Origin of the sequence: Fusobacterium sp. FSA-380-WT-3A, from assembly GCF_012843705.1 — a bacterium.
Taxonomy (GTDB): Bacteria; Fusobacteriota; Fusobacteriia; order Fusobacteriales; family Fusobacteriaceae; genus Fusobacterium_B.
In genome coordinates, this window is the sequence record NZ_JABAFQ010000003.1 from 78,986 (window position 1) to 97,486 (window position 18,501).

General features: G+C 26.8%; 19 protein-coding genes and 2 riboswitches. Of the genes, 3 read left to right on the forward strand and 16 right to left on the reverse strand.

The genetic code is table 11. From position 1 onward, the window contains the following. Position 1: 1 nt before the first annotated feature. The gene (locus HF862_RS03525) at positions 2-271 is read right to left on the reverse strand and encodes a lipid-A-disaccharide synthase N-terminal domain-containing protein (protein WP_170186549.1); all 270 of its coding nucleotides are present in this window, start codon (positions 269-271) and stop codon (positions 2-4) included. After that, on the reverse strand, positions 264-986 hold the full coding sequence (locus HF862_RS03530; RefSeq protein WP_170186550.1) for a glycosyltransferase family 2 protein: 723 nt from the start codon (positions 984-986) through the stop codon (positions 264-266). The genes HF862_RS03525 and HF862_RS03530 overlap by 8 nt, the downstream gene beginning before the upstream one ends. Before the next feature lie 122 nt (positions 987-1,108). On the opposite strand from HF862_RS03530, the gene HF862_RS03535 reads away from it, so the two are divergent. Beyond that, complete coding sequence (locus tag HF862_RS03535; RefSeq protein WP_170186551.1) at positions 1,109-1,783, forward strand: response regulator transcription factor; 675 nt, start codon at positions 1,109-1,111, stop codon at positions 1,781-1,783. Between the two features lie 14 nt (positions 1,784-1,797). After that, entirely contained in the window at positions 1,798-3,159 is a 1,362-nt protein-coding gene (locus HF862_RS03540) for a cell wall metabolism sensor histidine kinase WalK (protein ID WP_170186552.1), read from the forward strand. 93 nt (positions 3,160-3,252) lie between these two features. On the opposite strand, the gene thiE is transcribed toward HF862_RS03540, so the two are convergent. The 8 genes from thiE to HF862_RS03580 all read right to left on the reverse strand — a co-directional run bounded on the left by thiE (position 3,253) and on the right by HF862_RS03580 (position 9,669). Next, positions 3,253-3,885, reverse strand: a complete 633-nt coding sequence (thiE, locus tag HF862_RS03545; RefSeq protein ID WP_170186553.1) for a thiamine phosphate synthase — start codon at positions 3,883-3,885, stop codon at positions 3,253-3,255. Next, positions 3,875-4,417: a sulfur carrier protein ThiS adenylyltransferase ThiF gene (gene thiF, locus HF862_RS03550; RefSeq protein ID WP_170186554.1), complete on the reverse strand. Its 543-nt coding sequence runs from the start codon at positions 4,415-4,417 to the stop codon at positions 3,875-3,877. The genes thiE and thiF overlap by 11 nt, the downstream gene beginning before the upstream one ends. Next, entirely contained in the window at positions 4,414-5,520 is a 1,107-nt protein-coding gene (thiH, locus tag HF862_RS03555; RefSeq protein WP_170186555.1) for a 2-iminoacetate synthase ThiH, read from the reverse strand. The genes thiF and thiH overlap by 4 nt, the downstream gene beginning before the upstream one ends. Next, the gene (locus HF862_RS03560; RefSeq protein ID WP_170186556.1) at positions 5,520-6,296 is read right to left on the reverse strand and encodes a thiazole synthase; all 777 of its coding nucleotides are present in this window, start codon (positions 6,294-6,296) and stop codon (positions 5,520-5,522) included. The genes thiH and HF862_RS03560 overlap by 1 nt, the downstream gene beginning before the upstream one ends. A gap of 47 nt (positions 6,297-6,343) precedes the next feature. Beyond that, the gene (gene thiS, locus HF862_RS03565; RefSeq protein WP_170186557.1) at positions 6,344-6,556 is read right to left on the reverse strand and encodes a sulfur carrier protein ThiS; all 213 of its coding nucleotides are present in this window, start codon (positions 6,554-6,556) and stop codon (positions 6,344-6,346) included. Positions 6,557-6,674: 118 nt separating this feature from the next. Further along, positions 6,675-6,776: riboswitch (TPP riboswitch) on the reverse strand. A gap of 57 nt (positions 6,777-6,833) precedes the next feature. Then, positions 6,834-8,159, reverse strand: a complete 1,326-nt coding sequence (locus HF862_RS03570) for an OmpP1/FadL family transporter (RefSeq protein WP_170186558.1) — start codon at positions 8,157-8,159, stop codon at positions 6,834-6,836. Positions 8,160-8,189: 30 nt separating this feature from the next. Further along, entirely contained in the window at positions 8,190-8,768 is a 579-nt protein-coding gene (locus tag HF862_RS03575; protein ID WP_170186559.1) for a TetR/AcrR family transcriptional regulator, read from the reverse strand. 229 nt (positions 8,769-8,997) lie between these two features. Next, positions 8,998-9,669, reverse strand: coding sequence for a YoaK family protein (locus tag HF862_RS03580; protein WP_170186560.1), 672 nt, complete (start codon positions 9,667-9,669; stop codon positions 8,998-9,000). 109 nt (positions 9,670-9,778) lie between these two features. Continuing rightward, positions 9,779-9,867: riboswitch (SAM riboswitch) on the forward strand. Between the two features lie 111 nt (positions 9,868-9,978). Between HF862_RS03580 and HF862_RS03585 the strand changes: the two genes are divergently transcribed. After that, positions 9,979-10,770 carry a MetQ/NlpA family ABC transporter substrate-binding protein gene (locus HF862_RS03585; protein ID WP_170186561.1) on the forward strand — a complete coding sequence of 264 codons (792 nt, stop codon included), beginning with the start codon at positions 9,979-9,981 and terminating at the stop codon, positions 10,768-10,770. Between the two features lie 112 nt (positions 10,771-10,882). Here HF862_RS03585 and HF862_RS03590 read toward each other — a convergent pair whose 3' ends face one another. The 6 genes from HF862_RS03590 to rpmE form a co-directional block, all read right to left on the reverse strand. Then, entirely contained in the window at positions 10,883-12,520 is a 1,638-nt protein-coding gene (locus tag HF862_RS03590; protein WP_170186562.1) for an FAD-dependent oxidoreductase, read from the reverse strand. A gap of 56 nt (positions 12,521-12,576) precedes the next feature. Next, a complete protein-coding gene (gene ahpC / locus HF862_RS03595) occupies positions 12,577-13,137 on the reverse strand; it encodes an alkyl hydroperoxide reductase subunit C (protein ID WP_170186563.1) in 561 nt (186 codons plus the stop codon). A gap of 283 nt (positions 13,138-13,420) precedes the next feature. Beyond that, positions 13,421-15,043: an FAD-dependent oxidoreductase gene (locus tag HF862_RS03600; protein WP_170186564.1), complete on the reverse strand. Its 1,623-nt coding sequence runs from the start codon at positions 15,041-15,043 to the stop codon at positions 13,421-13,423. Positions 15,044-15,626: 583 nt separating this feature from the next. After that, a complete protein-coding gene (locus HF862_RS03605) occupies positions 15,627-17,438 on the reverse strand; it encodes an oxaloacetate decarboxylase subunit alpha (protein ID WP_170186565.1) in 1,812 nt (603 codons plus the stop codon). A gap of 121 nt (positions 17,439-17,559) precedes the next feature. Further along, positions 17,560-18,186, reverse strand: a complete 627-nt coding sequence (gene upp / locus HF862_RS03610; RefSeq protein ID WP_170186566.1) for a uracil phosphoribosyltransferase — start codon at positions 18,184-18,186, stop codon at positions 17,560-17,562. 69 nt (positions 18,187-18,255) lie between these two features. Then, positions 18,256-18,465, reverse strand: coding sequence for a 50S ribosomal protein L31 (rpmE, locus tag HF862_RS03615; RefSeq protein WP_170186567.1), 210 nt, complete (start codon positions 18,463-18,465; stop codon positions 18,256-18,258). Positions 18,466-18,501 lie beyond the last annotated feature (36 nt).

An 18,501-nucleotide genomic window follows, 5' to 3' on the forward strand; every position in this document is an offset into this window, starting at 1 on the left:
TTTACTCCTCAGTTTTAAATTTTTTAATTAAATAAATATTTCTACTATAAATCAATACATTTGGAGCTTGTCCTAATATAAATACAGGGTCTTTTTTATAAATAGCATAAATCAATAAAAGTGTGCTTCCTCCTAAACTAAAAACCCAAAATGAAAATGGAATTACACTTTTCTTTGCCTTTTCACTTGCAATCCATTGAATTATAAACCTCATTGAAAAAAGTCCTTGTCCGATTAGTCCTAATAAAAACCACACATTCCATTTAAACATTTTTATCTTCTCCCATTTCAACTTGATATCTCAATCTTCTTTTTTTCATCCATCTAACAGCAAAAGCATCTTTTAAACCTTTAAAGAGTCTGTTAAAGACCCCATATTTAGAATATCCAAATTCTCTATCATAATGTTTTACAGGAATTTCAACTACTTTAAATCCATTTATTTTTGCCAAAGTTGGAAGGAATCTGTGCATTCCTTCATAGAGATAAAAACTTTTAACAACCTCTTTTTTAAAAAGTTTTAAAGGACAGCCTGTGTCTTTAATATCATCTCCTGTAATATAATTTCTAACTGAATTTCCTACAATAGAAGATATTTTTCTTTTTAATCCATCTTCTCTTGTTTCTCTTTTTCCATTAACCATATCATATTCTTTTATATATGGTAAAAGTGTATATACATCTTTTGGGTCTGTCTGTAAATCTGAATCCATCATTAAAACTAAATCTCCACTAGCTTTTTTAAAAGCAAAATCTAAAGCTGCTGTTTGTCCATTATTTTTTGTAAAATGATATACTTTTACATGTCCATTTTTTTTAGCTTCTTCATTTAAAATCTCTTTACTTCCATCTGTACTTCCATCATTTACTAAAATAATTTCATAAGAATCAAAACCTTTTTTCAAAGAGTTTTCCACTTTCTCTATAAATCTTGAAATATTATCTTTTTCATTATAAACAGGTGCTACAACTGAAATTCTTTCCATACCTCTATCTCCTTTTTTATTTTTTTGAATTATATAATAGTATTATTAAGATTTGGTAAAGAAAATTTAATTAACCAAAAAAAATTTTTTTAAGTCTAAATCGAAAAAAGGAAGGATTTAATATGAAGAAAATTTTGATAATAGAAGATGATAAAAAAATAAGAAGACTTTTAGAGTTAGAATTAGAACATGAAGGTTATTTGGTAGAAAGTTATGAGGAAGGGGATAAAGCTATTGAAAAATTTAAAAATAGTTTTTTTGATGTTATTCTTCTTGATTTGATGCTTCCAAATTTATCTGGAGAAGAAATCTGTAAAATTATTAGGAAAATATCTGAAATTCCTATAATTATAATAACAGCAAAAGATAGTATAGTTAGTAAAGTTGATTTATTAGATATGGGAGCTGATGATTATATAACAAAGCCTTTTAATATAGAGGAACTTTGTGCTAGAATAAGAGTTGTCTTAAGAAATAAAAAAAATTATAATACAAAGGATATTTTGAGATATGGAAATCTAAGTCTTAATACTTCTTTAAAAGTTTTAAAAAGAGATGAAGAGGAAATTCCTTTAACAAAAACAGAATATAAATTATTAGAAATTTTCTTTTTAAACAAAGAAATTGGATTGAGTAGAGAAAAAATAATAGAAGAAGTATGGGGATTTGATTTTGATGGGGATAACAAAATAGTTGATGTTTTTATTAATTCCTTAAGGAAAAAAATAGATTCAGAAAAAGAAAAATATATCTCTTCATTAAGAGGATTTGGATATATTTTTAAATTAAAAAATTAGTTGGAGAAATCAATATGAAAAAATTAGCCCATGAACTTCATAAAAATTACAAACTTTTAATAGTTATTTTCATACTTCCATATATAACATTTTTACTTTTTTTTGCTTCCTACATAAAAAAAGTTTCATTTAATGATATTTATTCTGTTGACAGTTTTCTAAGTTATGAGCTAACAGAATTTAAAGAGGAGATAACTTCTAAAGAAAAAACTGTAGACCAATTTTTTTATGAAGCTTTAGAGGAATGTCCAGATGTTTCAGGAGTAAATGTATTTTTTAGATTTAATGGAAAAATCTATTCTGATGATAAATCTCCTTCACATTTCTATAATTTTGAAAATAAAGAATTTTCTGAAGAAATTCAAAAAATAGATTTTTATAAATATCATTTTTTAAAAAAGATTGTTAGTGCTGAGGATTTTGGAAATATTGAAGTTTTAATAGTAAAAGATTTGACAGATGATAGACTTTTACTTTTTAATGTTATTATGGTTTCTACAATTCTAATAACTATTGCTTTTTTAATAAGTATATTTGTATCTAAAAAGTTTTATGATGAAGTGGTTACCTCTATAAATAACTTACAAAAAATTACCAATAATATAAATCTTAACAATATAAATCCACAAATAAAATCTAAAAATTATTTTATTGAAATAGAAAAAGTTATATTATCTTATGAAAATATGTTAGAGAGATTATACAATCAAACAAACTCCCAAATGGAATTTGTCAATAATGCTTCTCATGAATTAAAAACTCCTCTTTTTATAATCAAAGGTTACTTAAATTTAATTGAAAGGTGGGGAATTGAAAAAAAAGACATTTCATTGGAAGCTCTAGCTTCTATAAAAGAGGAAGTTGAAAATATGGATATTCTTATAAAAAAATTATTATTTCTTGCAAAAGATGATAATGAAAATTTAGAATATATTGAATTAGATATTTCAGAAGTCATTTCAAATATTATTTCAGAATTAAAAATAGCTTATCCTAAACAAAAAATATCTTTTAATAGTAGTGAAAATTATATAAATTCTGATTATTTTTTAATAAAGCAACTTTTTTTCAATCTTATTGAAAATGCAATAAAATATGGAAATAATAATGAAATAAATGTGTCTATTATCAATAATAAAAATCTTTCAATTATAATTGAAGATAACGGTATTGGAATATCAAAAGAAAATCTAAATCATATTTATGATAGATTTTTTAGAGTTGATAAAAGCAGAAATAGAGAAATAAAAAGCCATGGTTTAGGTTTATCAATAGTTAAAAAAATTACTAGAATATTAAAAATCGACTTGAATATTGAGAGTGAAATAAATAAAGGTACAAAAGTTACAGTAACAATTCCTACTACAAAAATATAAATTTTTTAATATCTTTTATAATAAAAAGAGGCTATTGTATTTTATATTTACAATAACCTCTTTTTTTATTTTAAGAGTCTTTTAGGAATAAATTTATTTTTTTAATTTGCTTATTAAAGATTTTACTTTTTCTGAAATATTTTCAGCTCCTACAATGTCACTTACTAAGCAAATTCTTTTTGCTCCTCTCTCAACTATTTTATCAATGTTATAATCTTTTATTCCTCCAATGGCAACAAAAGGAATATCCAAATTATTTACAACATATTCTAAGTATTCTAATCCTACAGGAGCAGTATCTTTTGTTGTTGTAGGAAATATTGGACCAACTCCAATATAATCTACATCACTATTTTCAAAGGCTTTTTTTCCTTGCTCTGGAGAGTGAGTTGATAGACCAATAATTTTATCTTCACCTATAAGTTTTCTTACTTCACTAGGTGGAATATCATCTTGCCCAACATGAACTCCATCTGCATCAACTAAAATTGCTATATCAATGTTATCATTTACTATAAACACAACTCCATTTTTTTTACAAACTTCTCTTATCTCTCTAGCTTCTTTTAATTTTTCTCCCAAGCTTTTATTTTTTTCTCTATATTGAATTATTTTTATTCCACCACGAATCATTTCCTCTACACATTGTAGATTAGTTTTTCCATTGGCAAAATTTTCACCTGTAATTCCATATATTCCTTCAGGGATAATTATTCTATTTCTCAAAATATCCTCCTATCTCTAAAACTTTCTCACTCATCAAAGCTGCCACTATTCCAACTTTATGAGAATATGTTTTATAATCATCAGTATCTTTTTTGAAATCTCCTACTACAATTAAATTTTTTCCAATATTTTTTATTTCAATTGATTTTGTATCATAATCTCCAATTCCAGAAGCTGAAATAATTTTTTTTCCAAGTGGTAAAAGCTCTTCTACTAAAATACTTTTATACTCTTTTTTATCAAATGCTTCCACTACAATATCACAATCTTTAAAAAATTCCACAATATTCTCTCTATCAAATTTAATTATTTCAAAATCAATTTTTATTTCAGGATTTATAAGGGATAAATTTTCTTTTAAAGTTTCGCTTTTGTATTTTCCAATTTGATTTTTGAAATAAAATTGTCTATTTAAATTTGATTCTTCAATCTTATCAAAATCTCCAAACTTTAAATATTTTACCCCTGTTCTCACTAAATGATAGGCTACATTACTTCCGATTCCACCACAACCAGCTATCCCTATTATCATTTGATTTGCTCCCAATCTTTAAATATTGGTTGATATCCATTATCTCTAATTGCTTGTATTGTTTCTTCAGCACTTCTATTGTCACTTATTTCAAATTGACAAGTAGATGGGTCATTCTCTGTGTATCCTCCAACATCTGTTTTAGAACCAACAGACATTTTTGTAATTCCCATATGCATTAAATGGTCTCTAAATGAAGCTACCTCCCTTGTAGAAATATTTATATCAGCTTTTATTTGGAAAATTCTAAAAGCTGTCATAAATTGTACAAAAGTTATATCATCTAGTGGATGGTCTGGTTGGAATCCTCCTTCAGCTGGATTTATTCTTGGTAAAGAGATTGAGAAAGATGAATTCAAATAATTATCAGTTAAATATTTTAAATGCATTCCAGCCATAAAAGCTTCTTTTCTTATTTCACTTAAACCAAATAAAGGTCCAATTCCAATAGTTCTTATTCCAGCTTTTGCCCCTCTCTCTGGAGTATTTAAACGGAAATGATAATCTTTTTTCTTACCAGATAAATGAACTTCATCATATCTCTCTTCATTATATGTTTCTTGATATACTGTTAATCCATCTAATCCAATATCTACTAATTCTTTATATTCCCATTCTTCTAATGGCATAACCTCTATTGAAACAGAATTAAAATATTTTTTTAATATTTTTACAGCTTCTTTTAAATAATCTAAAGTTACAAGTCCGTGAGCTTCTCCTGTAAGCATTAAAATATGTTCTACTCCTGTTTTTGCTATTTCTTTAGCTTCTTCCTCTATTTGCTCTAGATTTTGATGTTTCCTTACAATGTGATTTTTCTTTGAGAAACCACAATAAGTACAGTTGTTTGTACAGAAATTTGAAATATATATTGGCATATAAAGAGATATCACATTTCCAAAATGTTGTGTTTTTATCTCATTGGCTCTTCTAGCCATTTCTTCTAAATGATTTTTTGCTATTGGAGAAATTAAATTTAGAAAGTCATATTCTGTTAGATGTTCTTTATAAATACTATCTACTACATCTTCATCAGTAACTTTTGAAAAATATCCTTCAAAATCAAAATCTTTCCATTCTTTTACAACAGAATAAAATCCCATTATTTGTCACCTCTAAATAAGAAATCTGTAAGAGGAGATGAAGCATTAGCATATTTTGAAGTTTTAGCTAATTTTGAAAGATAAGCCATTCTTCCAGCTTTTACTCCTAAAGCGAAAGCCTCTCCCATTTTTACAGGGTCCTCAGCTGTTGAAATAGCTGTGTTAACTAATACAGCGTCAACTCCCATTTCCATAGCCTCAGCTGCTTGAGATGGAGTTCCTATTCCAGCATCTACAATTACAGGAACTTTTTTATTTTCATTTATCATTTCTATTAGAGCTTTTGTTTGTAATCCTTTATTTGAACCAATTGGTGAACCTAAAGGCATTACAGCAGCTGCTCCAGCCTCTTCTAATTTTTTAGCTGTAATTAAATCAGGAACTATATAAGGTAAAACTATAAATCCTTCATCAGCTAATACTTTTGTAGCTTTTATTGTTTCTTCATTGTCAGGCATTAAATATTTCATATCATTGATTATTTCAATTTTTATAAAATCTCCACAACCAGCTTCTCTAGCTATTCTAGCTATTTTTATAGCCTCTTCAGCATTTCTAGCCCCTGATGTATTAGGTAATAATGTTACATCTTTAGGAATATAATTTAAAACATTTTCCTTTGGATTTGAAAAGTTTACTCTTCTTAATGCCATTGTTATAATGTTTGAACCACTTGCTTTTAACATTGGAGCTATCAAATTTTTATCAGAAAATTTTCCTGTTCCTGTTAATAATCTACTTTCAAATTCATGTCCTTTTAATACTAACTTATCCATTTTTCCTCCAACTTATTTTTTATTTTTATTCATATACATATTTTTTCTTATCCACCAGAAACAAAAACTAGAACTTCTACAACATCATTTTCTTTTATAGTCACATCTTGCCAATTATCTTTTTTAATAAGATTATCATTTATTAAAACCACTGCTCCAGAAAGAGTTATATTTTTCTCTATTGAAGTTTTTTCAATAAATTCTTTTAAAATAATTTCTTTTTCTATTTCCTCTTCAACACCATTTAAAATTATTTTCATAAATTTTCCTCCTTTCTCAAAAATTTTTCTATAAAAAAATCCCTAGTAGAAATCTACTAGGGATAAATCTTCTTATAAAATTTTCCTCTTAAATAACTTAATAGTCAAAGCCTCTTTCTGAGGAATAATTTTACTTCCTTTCGCCAGCATTATCTGGTTCAAGTAATAAGAGTCGAGGTCGAACCTCCTCTCAGCCTTTTTGGCTCCCCTAGTAAGTTATCTATTTAATTTTTTCAAAAGTATTGTATAACTTTATGTTTTATTTGTCAAGTTTTTATTATAATTTAAATTCAGCAGCTAATCCAATAGCATGAACTTGTTTTTCAAATGTTGTTCCATGCTCTTTTGAAGTTCCATCAATATAATCTACATATGAATAAGCTATTGTATATGTTCTAGTTTCATTTGGAGTATATTTAAGTCCTATACTATACATATGAGCATCTAAAGCATAGTCAGTATCTTTGTATGTATCTTCATTAGCTCCTGTATTTGTGTATTGATATCCAGCCATTAAAGTATATTGTTCATTTAGTTTATAATCAAATCCAACTGATGCTTCATATCCGTTTGTGTAATGAGCATAAGCATTACTATCGTTAGCATCTTCTATAAAATAATAGTTTCCACTTGTAAGTAATGTAAGTTTATCATTAACATCATAAGAAATTCCTAATGACATCATTGCTGGTAAGTTTCTATATCCATCTACTAACCATTCTCTTACTATAGGATTTCCTGCTAAATTTTCATATATATCCTCTTCTTTTATTGGAGAATTTACTTTTAATCCATTCATTCCATTTTTAGCTTCAAAATCTAATTGAATTTCACTTTCATATTTAAAACCAATATTTAATCTTTCTATTGGTTGATAGTTAAATCCTACTAACCAACCAATTCCATAGGCTTCTCTTTCTGAATCTAAACTAACATCTACTTTTCCAGCTGGAATAGGACCATTTCCGTCTAAATCTAAATTATAATGTCCTGTTCCTTCTAAAGCTCTTGTTGCATAAATAAATCTAACTCCTCCAGCAACAGAGAATTTTTCATTAACCTTTTGAGCCATTCCTAAGTTTAAATTATAATAAAAAGATGAACCTTTTACTTTACTTCCTCCTAAATAATCTACTGTTGTGTTTGGTAATTTTTCTCTAAAAGTTTTTTCTATTCCTTCTCCAATAACTTCAAAAGCTGATATTCCATTATCATATTTTAAACTTCCTCCACCAGCAGCTATACCACCATGTAAGAAATAACTTCTATCTCCATCTTTTTTTACTATTTGAATACTTGGAACCATTACTGATGGATAATCACTATTGTGGGAATCTCTTATTGGATTTCCTGTTGATACATCTATAGTATTTGTATTCATAGTATAATCTTTAAATACTGTTTGAGTGTTTACTTTTACATAAAGTCCATCTTCCATAAAAGCTGTTCCAGCCGGATTATAGAAAGCTCCTGATGTTCCAATTTTTCCTGTCATTGAAGCGTGGGCAAAATATTCAGCGTCTTGTTGAGCTAAGTAGTCAATACTTCCAGCATAAACATTTACTGAAGCTATTAAAGCCATTAACATAAGTGTTTTTTTCATTTTTTTCTCCTTGATTTATATAATTTTTTATTATTTTTCTGAATTTATTTTCATAGCTTGTTTTAAAATAAGATAACCAACTTCACGAAGCTCACTTTCAATCATTTCATAAGTTGGATTATAAAATCCTGAACAAATTAAACAAGCAAATCCGTGAGTGTACCACCAACCTTTTCTTATCATCCAATTGATAGTACTATCTTTTAAAACATTATATTTGTCACTTTCTTTAAATCCTTTATAAACTAAATTTATCAAATCTCTAGTAATTTCATTTAAAAATTCTTCTGATAAATTCTCTCTCATAAATATAGCTCTGAATAAAGCTTTTTCCTCTTTAGCAAAAAGACAAATTCCTATTCCTATATTTAAAAGTCCAAGTTCTGTATAATTAATTTTTACTTTATCCAGTAGTTTGTTTTTAGCAAGTAATGAAAGTTCATTTTTTAAATCTGACATTGATTTGAAATTAGAGTAGACACCTATAGTAGATATTCCCAACTCGTTGGCTATTGTTCTAGCTGAGATTTTTTTCATTCCCTCTCTTACTAAAATTTCGTATGCTTTATTTAATATTTCCTCTCTTGTGAACTTTAATTTTCTTCCCATAAAAAACTCCTTTTTATTCTTTTCATAACATTATTATAAAATAAAAAAACATATTTTCTACGAACAAAAAAAATTATACTATATATTTCCTTAAAAAGTCAATATATAAATAATTTTTATTTTTTATTTCATAACATTATTATTTTTTTTCATTATAATTTATCAATATTAAAATTACAATAGTAATATATAAACTTATAAAAAAAAAGAAATCATAATTGATTTCTTTTTATATTTTTTCTTTATCGTAATTTATAAACATCATTATAAAAACTATCATTAATCCAATTACAGAAAAAAGGACAGATTTTTCTAAATATTTCTTTGTAATAATAGCTCCTATCATTCCACCTATTATAAAAAAAGTTATAATTCCAAAGTAATTCATACTACTTTTTAAATCTTCTTTATTTTTTATTACCAAAGATTTATAAAGAGCTTCACTTGCACTTCTCAAATTTCCTGTACACATAGTTGAAGCATAGGCTTTACCTCTAAACTTCCTAAAAGACTCTACCTGAAGTGAACACACAAAAGATATTAATACATTTGCTAAAATATCTAAATCTCCAATAGGAATAAAAGCTACTATTATTAAAATTATCATCTCCAATAATAATATACTTTGTCGCCAATGTAAAAATTCTTTATTATATTTTTTTCTAAAAAACTCTGACAAAAGAACTCCAATCACAAAAGCCATTATAGGAGTAAAATATTCTAAAGCACTTTCCCATCTTTTCTCTATGAGATTTATTCCAAATAAAACTATGTTTCCTGTTTGAGCATTAGCAAAAACTTTTCCTCTACATATATAAGTATAGGCATCTAAATAACCTCCAACAACAGCTAAAATTAGACCTACCCTATATCGTTCAGACATCTGAAATATCTTGTTCATTTTTATCACCTCATTGTATGTAATTCCAACTTTATTATAGCATAAAGAAAAAATAAAAAAAATAGTTGACAAATCTATTTTTTTATTATATCATACACAAAATAAAAAATATCCATCAAGAGAAACTGAGGGACTGGCCCTATGATGTTTCAGCAACCTACTTTGTAAAGTGTGGTGCTAATTCCATGTAGATGGTTTAGATTAATAATCTATTCCTTATATCTCTAAATTTTCTTGATGAAAAATTTAGAGATTTTTTATTAAGAGTGATATTTTTTATAATTTAAAAAATTTTAAGGAGATGATAATATGACAAACTTATCAAAAAAATTATTTACAACACTTGTGGCTTTTTCTCTACTAGGAAATTATTCATTTTCTAAGACTCTTAAAGTAGGAGCTTCACCTGTTCCTCATGCTGAAATTTTAGAGGCTGTAAAACCTCAATTAAAAGAAAAAGGAATAGATTTAGAAATTATTGAATTTAATGAATATGTTACTCCTAATTTAGCTTTAGCTGATGGAGATTTAGATGCAAACTTTTTCCAACATACACCTTATCTTGAAAAATTTAAAACAGAGAGAAATTTAAAAATTTCTCAAATTGGGGAAGGAATTTTTATCTCTCCAATAGCTGTATTTTCTGACAAATATAAATCATTAGATGAAATAAAAAAAGGTGGAGTTATAGCTATTCCTAGTGACCCTACAAATGGTGGAAGAGCTTTATTACTTCTTCATAATAAAGGAATTATTACTTTAAAAGACCCTACAGACCTTAGTGCTACTGAATTTGATATCATAAAAAATCCTAAAAAATTAAAATTCAAATCTATTGAAGCTCCTCAACTTCCTCGTGTAATAAAAGATGTTGATGTGGCTGTTATAAATTGTAACTATGCTCTTCAAGCTAATTTAGACCCTATAAAAGATTCTATTGCCATTGAAGGAGCTGAATCTCCTTATGCCAATGTTGTAGCTGTTAGAGATGAAAATTTAAATGATTCTGAGGTAAAAACTTTAGTTGATGAACTTAGAACTGAAAATATTAAAAAATTTATAAATGAAAAATATAAAGGTTCTGTAATAGCAACTTTCTAACTTGAGTTGATAATTTTGGGAAAATTTATCATATTAAAGTAAGATAAGATTAAAAATAAAGAAGGTGTTACAAATTAATTTGTAACACCCATCTTATTTTGAAATATTTAATTTATATTTTTTCTAATATATCCACAACTTCTTCTATTGATAATTTTCCAAAACGAAGGTCTTTATCATTTATAACCATTGCTGGTACACTTAATATATCATATTTTTTCTTGAAATCTTTGTGAGCAAATACATCTATTACTTCTACTTCAACATTTGGATTTTCAACAGCTATTCTTTGAGTTGATTGAACTGTCTCAGGACATCTAGTACAATTTAATGAAATTCCTATTTTTATATTTAATTTTTTATCTATTTTAGATATTCTTTCAATTAATGAATCACTTATTTTTTGTCCTGGTCCTGATACATTATACATAGCTAAAATAAATGAATTTAATTCATGTCCTGTAGGAACAGTTGTATATTTTATTCTTGAAAATTCCCCTTTATCATTTAATATAGCAATAGCAGGTAATTTTTCTAAATCAATACCTTTTTGTGCTAATTCTATATCTGTTTTTTCATAAATTTTAACTTGAATTTTATCATTTGTACTTCCAATCTCTTTTGCCATTTGAATTATATCAGAAGTTTCTTCTAAATCTTCACCTTTTATTACAGCTAATTCTATTTTATTTTGGAATACCTTAGTTACTTCTCTTAGTTGTTCTTTTAGATTTTCATCTAACATTTCTTTTCTTTCTTCACTTTCAACTTCTTTTTCTTCTATTTTCTCTTCTTTTTTCAATCCTAATTTTTCTCTAAGTTCAAAAACATATTTTTCTATATTACTAGAAGCTATAGCTCCATCTGAAACTGCTGTAACAACTTGTCTTAATTTTTTAGGTCTAATATCTCCTATAGCATATACTCCTGATGTACTAGTCATTAAATCTTCATTTGTTAAAATAAATCCTTGTTTATCTATTTCTATGTGGTCTTTAAAAATTTTGCTTTGAGGTTCATATCCAACAAAAATAAATATTCCAAATGTTTCTCCATCTTCAGGAATAAATTCTTCAGTTTCGTTAGTAATATTATTTTTTAAAAGTATTTTTCTTAAAAATTTATCTCCTGTAGCCTCTACAACTTCTGTATTAAACCTAACATCTATTTTTGGATGAGCTAAAACTTTATCAGCTATTGTTCTGGCACAAGTAAAATCTGGTTCTCTAACTATAACATGAACTTTTTTAGCATATTTAGTTAAAAATATAGCTTCTTCAGCTGCAGCAAATCCTCCACCTATTACAAATACATCTAATCCTGTGAAAAATTCTCCATCACATGTAGCACAATATGCTACTCCTCTACCTGAATATTCTATTTCTCCAGGAAAATTTAATTTTCTTGGAGAAGCTCCTGTTGCTATAACAACTGATAATCCTTTGTATTCTTTTCCTGATTTTGTTTTTATGACTTTTATATCATCTTCTAAATTCATATCAATAACTTCATCTTGAACAAAATCATTTTTAAAATTTTTAGCTTGTTCTTTTATTTTATCAACTAACTCACTTCCAGAAATCTCTTTTATTCCTGGAAAGTTAACAACTTCACTAGTTATTTTTATCTGTCCACCTTTTTCTTCTTTTTCTATAATAAGAACATCTAACTTGGCTCTCCCACCATATATTCCAGCTGTAAGTCCAGCTGGACCTCCTCCTATTACAATCATATCGTAAATTTTTTCCATATTCCCTCCTCTATAAAGAAAAGATGTTACTTAAAAAAGCAACATCTTTTTAAATCTTAAAGTTTTCCAACTAAGTCAATTGATGGTTTTAAACTTTCTTTTCCTGGTTTCCATTTAGCTGGACAAACCTCTCCATGTTCTCTTACAAATTTAGCTGCTTGTAATTTTCTTAATAATTCACTAGCTTCTCTTCCTATTCCATTAGCATGAACTTCATAAGCTTGGATAACTCCTTCTGGATCTATAATGAAACTTCCTCTTAATGCTAATCCTTCTTCTTCAATCATAACTTCAAAAGCTCTTGATAATTTTCCTGTTGGGTCAGCTATCATTGGATATTGAACTTTTTTAATTCTTTCAGAAGTATCATGCCAAGCTTTGTGAACAAACTCTGTATCTGTTGAAACTGAATATACTTCACATCCTTCTTTTTTAAATTCTTCATATAAATTAGCTAAATCTTCTAACTCTGTTGGACATACGAAAGTAAAGTCAGCTGGATAGAATACTACTGCAGCCCATTTCCCTTTCATTGATTCATTTGTTATCTCTATAAAATCTCCATTTTGGTACGCTTTCACTTTAAATTCTTCAACTTTTTTTCCTATTAAAGACATAATCTTCCTCCTATTTAAAATTTATTGTTATTTGTATTGATTACAAATTTATTATAGCAACTATTAAATAATTTGTCAATACTTTTTTTTGATTTTCAAAATATTTTTTTGAAAATTTATAAATAATTATTACATTAAAAAAATTATTTATGTTTATTCTAAATTTATAAAAAGTAAAAAAATTTTATAATTAAAAATTAGATTTATATTAAGTTAAATAAAAGAGTTATTGTTCTCAATTTAATTTATTATTAAGTACAATAACTCCTCTAATATTTTTATTCTATTGTTTTTCTAGAATCTCTATCATTTCTTCTAATGACATTTGACCAAAATAGATATTTTTTTCATTTACCACTATAGCAGGAACTCCTACTATATCATGTTTCTTTTTAAATTCTTTATGTGTTAATACATCTATTATTTCAACTGATACATTTTTATTTCTTGAAACAATAAATTGAGTAGCTTGAACTGTATCTGGACATCTAGTGCATTTCAATGAAACTCCTATTTGTACATTTATTTTCTTTTCTATCTTATCTATTCTTTCCAACAACTCTTCTTTTACTTCATCACCAGGACCAGCTATATTATATAAAGCTTGCATAAAAGAATTTAATTCATGTTCTAAAGGAATTGTAGAATATTTTATTCTAGAATATTCATTGTCTTTATTTAAAATAAATACTGCTGGCAATCTTTCTAAAAGAAATTTTTCATTTATTTCTGGAGAACTTCTTTCATATACAAAAACTTTTATTTTTTCAGTTAAACTGCTTAGTTCTCTAAGTAATTCTTCCAAAGCCCTACTTTTCTCTAAATCTTCACCTTTTACCATTACAAGATTTAGTGAAGTTTTAAATCTTTTTGTAAGTTCTACAATTTGTTTCTTCATATTATTATCTAAAATTCCATTTTCTTCTAAATCATCATCTTCTCTTTCTACTTTTGGAAGATTTAATTTATTTCTCAATTCAAAAATATATTTTTCTATTCTTGAGATTGCTGTTCCTCCATCTGATACTGCTGTAACTAACTGTCTTAACTCTTTTGGTCTAATATCCCCTACAGCATAAACTCTTTCCACATTAGTTTCCATATATTCATTTGTTTTTATATATCCCTCTTCAGTTAATTCTATTATTCCTTTATAAATATCTGTTTGTGGAACAAAGCCTATAAAAATAAATAAACCTATATTTTCATTATTTTCTGAAACAACTTCTGTTATCTCTCCAGTAACATTATTTTTCATTTTTATTTTTCTAAGAAGATTATCTCCTTCAGCACTAATAATTTCTGTATTAAATTTAACTTCTATTTTAGGATTTTTTAATACTTTATCAGCAATTGTTTTAGCACAAGTAAATTCTGGTTCTCTTGCTAATATATGTACTTTCTTTCCATATCTTGTTAAAAATATTGATTCCTCTGCTGCTACGAATCCGGCCCCTACAACAAAAATATCTTTATCTTTAAAAAATTCTCCATCACAAATAGCACAATAACTAACCCCTTTTCCTAAAAATTCATCTTCCCCAATAAAATTTAATTTTTTATGAGTTATTCCACTAGCTATTATTATACTTAGTCCTTTATATTCTCCTAATTTTGTAATAACTTTTTTTATATCTCCATCTAATTCTAATTTTATAACTTCATCATGTACAAAACTCACTCCAAATTTTTGAGTTTGTTTTTTCATCATTTCTACAATTTCTTTACCTTTTATAGAGTTTATTCCTGGATAATTAACAACTTCATCAGTTAATTTTATTTGTCCTCCAAAATCATCTTTATCAATAATTAATACATCTAATTTTGCTCTTCCTCCATATATTCCAGAAGTTAAACCTGAAGGTCCCCCTCCAATTACAATAACATCATATATTCTTTCGCCCATAATTATTCTCCTTTTTTATTTTATAAAATTTATATAATTAAATTTTATTTGTAGATTTATAAAGAAAAATAAGAATTAAAATTATTAAAATAAATACTATTTTTTCTTTTAAATTTGAATTAATAAAGTTTTCAAGACTAACTTAAACAGTTTCTGTCATTGCCCAAAAAAAGCTAGTTATAAAAAAGAAACCTAAGAAAATTATAAAAAGTCCAAAATTTAAATGAGGAACTTTTTCCATTTTTATATAATTATATATCCAAAAAAATAATAATTAAAATAGGTGGTAAAATATATTTAAAAAAAATTTAATTTGAGTTTTTCTATTCATTAGTATTATCCTCTCTTTTTTATCCTCATATTAATTATATAAATATAAATTTTTTTCTCATCAACTTTATCTAGAAATTTCTCTTTTATAGTATCTATTTTAAATAATCTTTATCTATAAATATTAAAAACATTTTTTATTTTTATTAATTTCTCAAAATATTATATTTTTATTTTATAAATATATAAATTAGATTTTCAAATAAAAAAATTCTTTCAGTAATAAATACTGAAAGAATTTTGATTTTTTAAATTAGAAAGTAATTATTGCGTCTCCAGTATTTACTTGAGCTCCTTTTCCTGCATTAATAGCTTTTACTACTCCTGTTTTTGTAGAGTATAAATCTGTTTCCATTTTCATTGCTTCTATTACAGCAACTAAATCTCCCTCTTTTACTGAATCTCCAACTTTTACTTTTATATCAACTATTGTTCCTGGCATTGGAGCCTCAACAATTTCTCCGCTAGCTGATACTGTAGGAGCTGGTGCAGGTGTTGGTGTAGGTTCTGATTTTGGTGTAGGTGCTGGTGCTACTGGAGCTGGTGCTGCTTTAGGTTGTACAGGTGCTGTTGTAGCCTGAGCTCCTATTTCTTCTACCTCCACTTCATAAGATTTTCCGTTTACATTTACTCTGTAAGCTCTTAACATTGGTTCCTCCTGAATTTCTTTTGTATCTTTTTCTTGGATTGTTTCTTCCATTGGTTTCACTGGTTCTTCTACTTGTGGTTTTCCTCTATTTTCCAAGAATTTTTTAGCATATTCAGGGAATAGAGCATAACTTAATACATCTTCTGTTGATTTTGCTAAGCTTCCTATTTCTTCTTTTAATTTTTCTAATTCTGGAGCTATTTTATCAGCTGGTCTACATGTACTTGGTACTTCATCTCCAATAATTATTTTTTGTATCTCTTTATCTATTGGAGCTGGACTTTTTCCATATAATCCTCTTACATAATCTTTTATCTCTTTTGGTACTACTTTATATCTTTGTTTTAATAATACATTAAATACAGCTTGTGTTCCTACCATTTGTGACATTGGTGTTACTAATGGTGGATATCCTAAATCTTTTCTTACTTTTGGTATCTCTCTTAATACCTCTTCATATTTATCCATAGCATTTTGTTGAGATAATTGAGACATTAAGTTAGATAACATTCCTCCTGGAACTTGATATACCAATGCTTTTGGTTCTGTTTCCATTACTCTTGGATTTAATATACCGTTTTTTCTATATTTTTCTATTATTCCTTTTAAGTAATCAGCTATCTCCCCTAATACTTCCATATTTAATTTAGGATCTCTTTCTGTATCTTTTAATATTTCAGCAAAGACCTCTGTAGCTGGTTGAGATGTTCCTCCTGAGAATGGAGACATTGCTGTGTCTATTATATCTACTCCAGCTTCTATAGCATTTGCATATAATATTTGAGCTATTCCACTTGTACAATGAGTATGTAATTCTAATGGTAAAGAACATTTTTCTTTTATAGCTGTTATTAAGTCATATCCTGTATCAGGTAATAATATTCCAGCCATATCTTTTATACAAATAGAATCTACTCCCATTTTTTCTAGCTCTTTTACTTTTTTTACATAATAATCTATTGTATGAACCTCACTAGTAGTATAAGCGATACATCCTTGACAATGTCCTTTATATTTTTTTATTGCTTTTATTGTAGTTTTTAAATTCCTAAAATCATTTAATGCATCAAAAGCTCTTATGATATCTATACCATTTTCTAAAGATTTTTTTACAAACTCTTCTACTACATCATCTGAATAATGTCTGTATCCTAATAAGTTTTGTCCTCTTATTAACATTTGTAATTTTGTGTTTTTTACTTTAGCTCTTATAGCTCTTAATCTTTCCCAAGGGTCTTCATTTAAGAATCTTATACAAGAATCAAATGTAGCTCCTCCCCATACTTCCATAGAATAGAATCCAGCTTGATCCATTTTTTCTATTATAGGCAAAATTTCTGCTGTTGTTAATCTTGTAGCTATTAATGATTGTGCCCCATCTCTTAGAGATGTCTCTGTTATTTTCAATTGTGTCATAAGCCCTCTCCTATCTTTCTATTTTTTATTTTTTTTAACTTATTTTGGTTATATTTTAACACTTTATATATTTTTTTTCAATCATTTTTTATAAAAAAAAACACAATTTCAAAGGTCATTTTTATTTAGTTCCAAATATTCTATCTCCACAATCTCCTAACCCTGGAACAATATAACATTTTTCATTTAATTTCTCATCTATTTTAGCTGTGTAAATATCTACATCTGGATGAGCTTCTTGTACTTTTGCTATTCCTTCAGGAGCTGATATTAAACACATAAAAGTTATATTTTTAACTCCCTCATTTTTTAAATAATCTATAGCATAGATTGCTGACCCTCCAGTAGCTAACATTGGGTCTACTAAAATTACTTTTCTATCTTTTATATCTAATGGAAGTTTACAGTAATAATATACTGGTTTCATAGTTTCTTCATCTCTATAAACTCCTATATGTCCAACTTTTGCTGTAGGAATTAATGATAAAATTCCATCCACCATTCCAAGTCCAGCTCTTAAAATTGGTACTACTGCTATTGCTTTATCTTTTAATACATATCCTTTTGTTTTTTGAATAGGTGTTTCTACTTCTATTTCTTCTAATTCTAAATCTTTAGTTGTCTCATATATCATCAATTTTGCTATCTCATTTAAGTTTTCTCTAAAAGTTTTAGTATCAGTATTTTTGTCTCTTAAGTAAGTTAATTTGTGCTCAATTAAAGGGTGTTTTATTTCTAATATTGCCATAGTTTTCCTCCTGAAAAAATTTGTTCTATATAGTAAAAAAGCAGGACCTTAGTCCTGCCTCTTCCTGCCTTATTTGTTAAGATTATATTTTTTGTTGAATTTGTCAACTCTTCCTGCAGTATCTAAGAATTTAGCCTTTCCTGTATAGAATGGATGGCATTTAGAACATACAGCTATTTTAAGGTCTCCTTTAGCATAAGTTGATCTTGTTTCAAATTTTTCTCCACAAGTACACTCAACTGTAACTACTCTGTATTCTGGATGTAGATTTTTCTTCATTCTTTCACCTTCTTTCGATAATAAACTTATAAATTC

Coding starts and splice junctions, on each gene's coding strand:
- HF862_RS03525 (WP_170186549.1), bottom strand. CDS start 271: ATGTTTAAATGGAATGTGTGGTTTTTATTAGGACTAATCGGACAAGGA.
- HF862_RS03530 (WP_170186550.1), bottom strand. CDS start 986: ATGGAAAGAATTTCAGTTGTAGCACCTGTTTATAATGAAAAAGATAAT.
- HF862_RS03535 (WP_170186551.1), top strand. CDS start 1,109: ATGAAGAAAATTTTGATAATAGAAGATGATAAAAAAATAAGAAGACTT.
- HF862_RS03540 (WP_170186552.1), top strand. CDS start 1,798: ATGAAAAAATTAGCCCATGAACTTCATAAAAATTACAAACTTTTAATA.
- thiF (WP_170186554.1), bottom strand. CDS start 4,417: ATGATAATAGGGATAGCTGGTTGTGGTGGAATCGGAAGTAATGTAGCC.
- thiH (WP_170186555.1), bottom strand. CDS start 5,520: ATGGGATTTTATTCTGTTGTAAAAGAATGGAAAGATTTTGATTTTGAA.
- HF862_RS03560 (WP_170186556.1), bottom strand. CDS start 6,296: ATGGATAAGTTAGTATTAAAAGGACATGAATTTGAAAGTAGATTATTA.
- thiS (WP_170186557.1), bottom strand. CDS start 6,556: ATGAAAATAATTTTAAATGGTGTTGAAGAGGAAATAGAAAAAGAAATT.
- HF862_RS03570 (WP_170186558.1), bottom strand. CDS start 8,159: ATGAAAAAAACACTTATGTTAATGGCTTTAATAGCTTCAGTAAATGTT.
- HF862_RS03575 (WP_170186559.1), bottom strand. CDS start 8,768: ATGGGAAGAAAATTAAAGTTCACAAGAGAGGAAATATTAAATAAAGCA.
- HF862_RS03580 (WP_170186560.1), bottom strand. CDS start 9,669: ATGAACAAGATATTTCAGATGTCTGAACGATATAGGGTAGGTCTAATT.
- HF862_RS03585 (WP_170186561.1), top strand. CDS start 9,979: ATGACAAACTTATCAAAAAAATTATTTACAACACTTGTGGCTTTTTCT.
- HF862_RS03590 (WP_170186562.1), bottom strand. CDS start 12,520: ATGGAAAAAATTTACGATATGATTGTAATAGGAGGAGGTCCAGCTGGA.
- ahpC (WP_170186563.1), bottom strand. CDS start 13,137: ATGTCTTTAATAGGAAAAAAAGTTGAAGAATTTAAAGTGAAAGCGTAC.
- HF862_RS03600 (WP_170186564.1), bottom strand. CDS start 15,043: ATGGGCGAAAGAATATATGATGTTATTGTAATTGGAGGGGGACCTTCA.
- HF862_RS03605 (WP_170186565.1), bottom strand. CDS start 17,438: ATGACACAATTGAAAATAACAGAGACATCTCTAAGAGATGGGGCACAA.
- upp (WP_170186566.1), bottom strand. CDS start 18,186: ATGGCAATATTAGAAATAAAACACCCTTTAATTGAGCACAAATTAACT.
- rpmE (WP_170186567.1), bottom strand. CDS start 18,465: ATGAAGAAAAATCTACATCCAGAATACAGAGTAGTTACAGTTGAGTGT.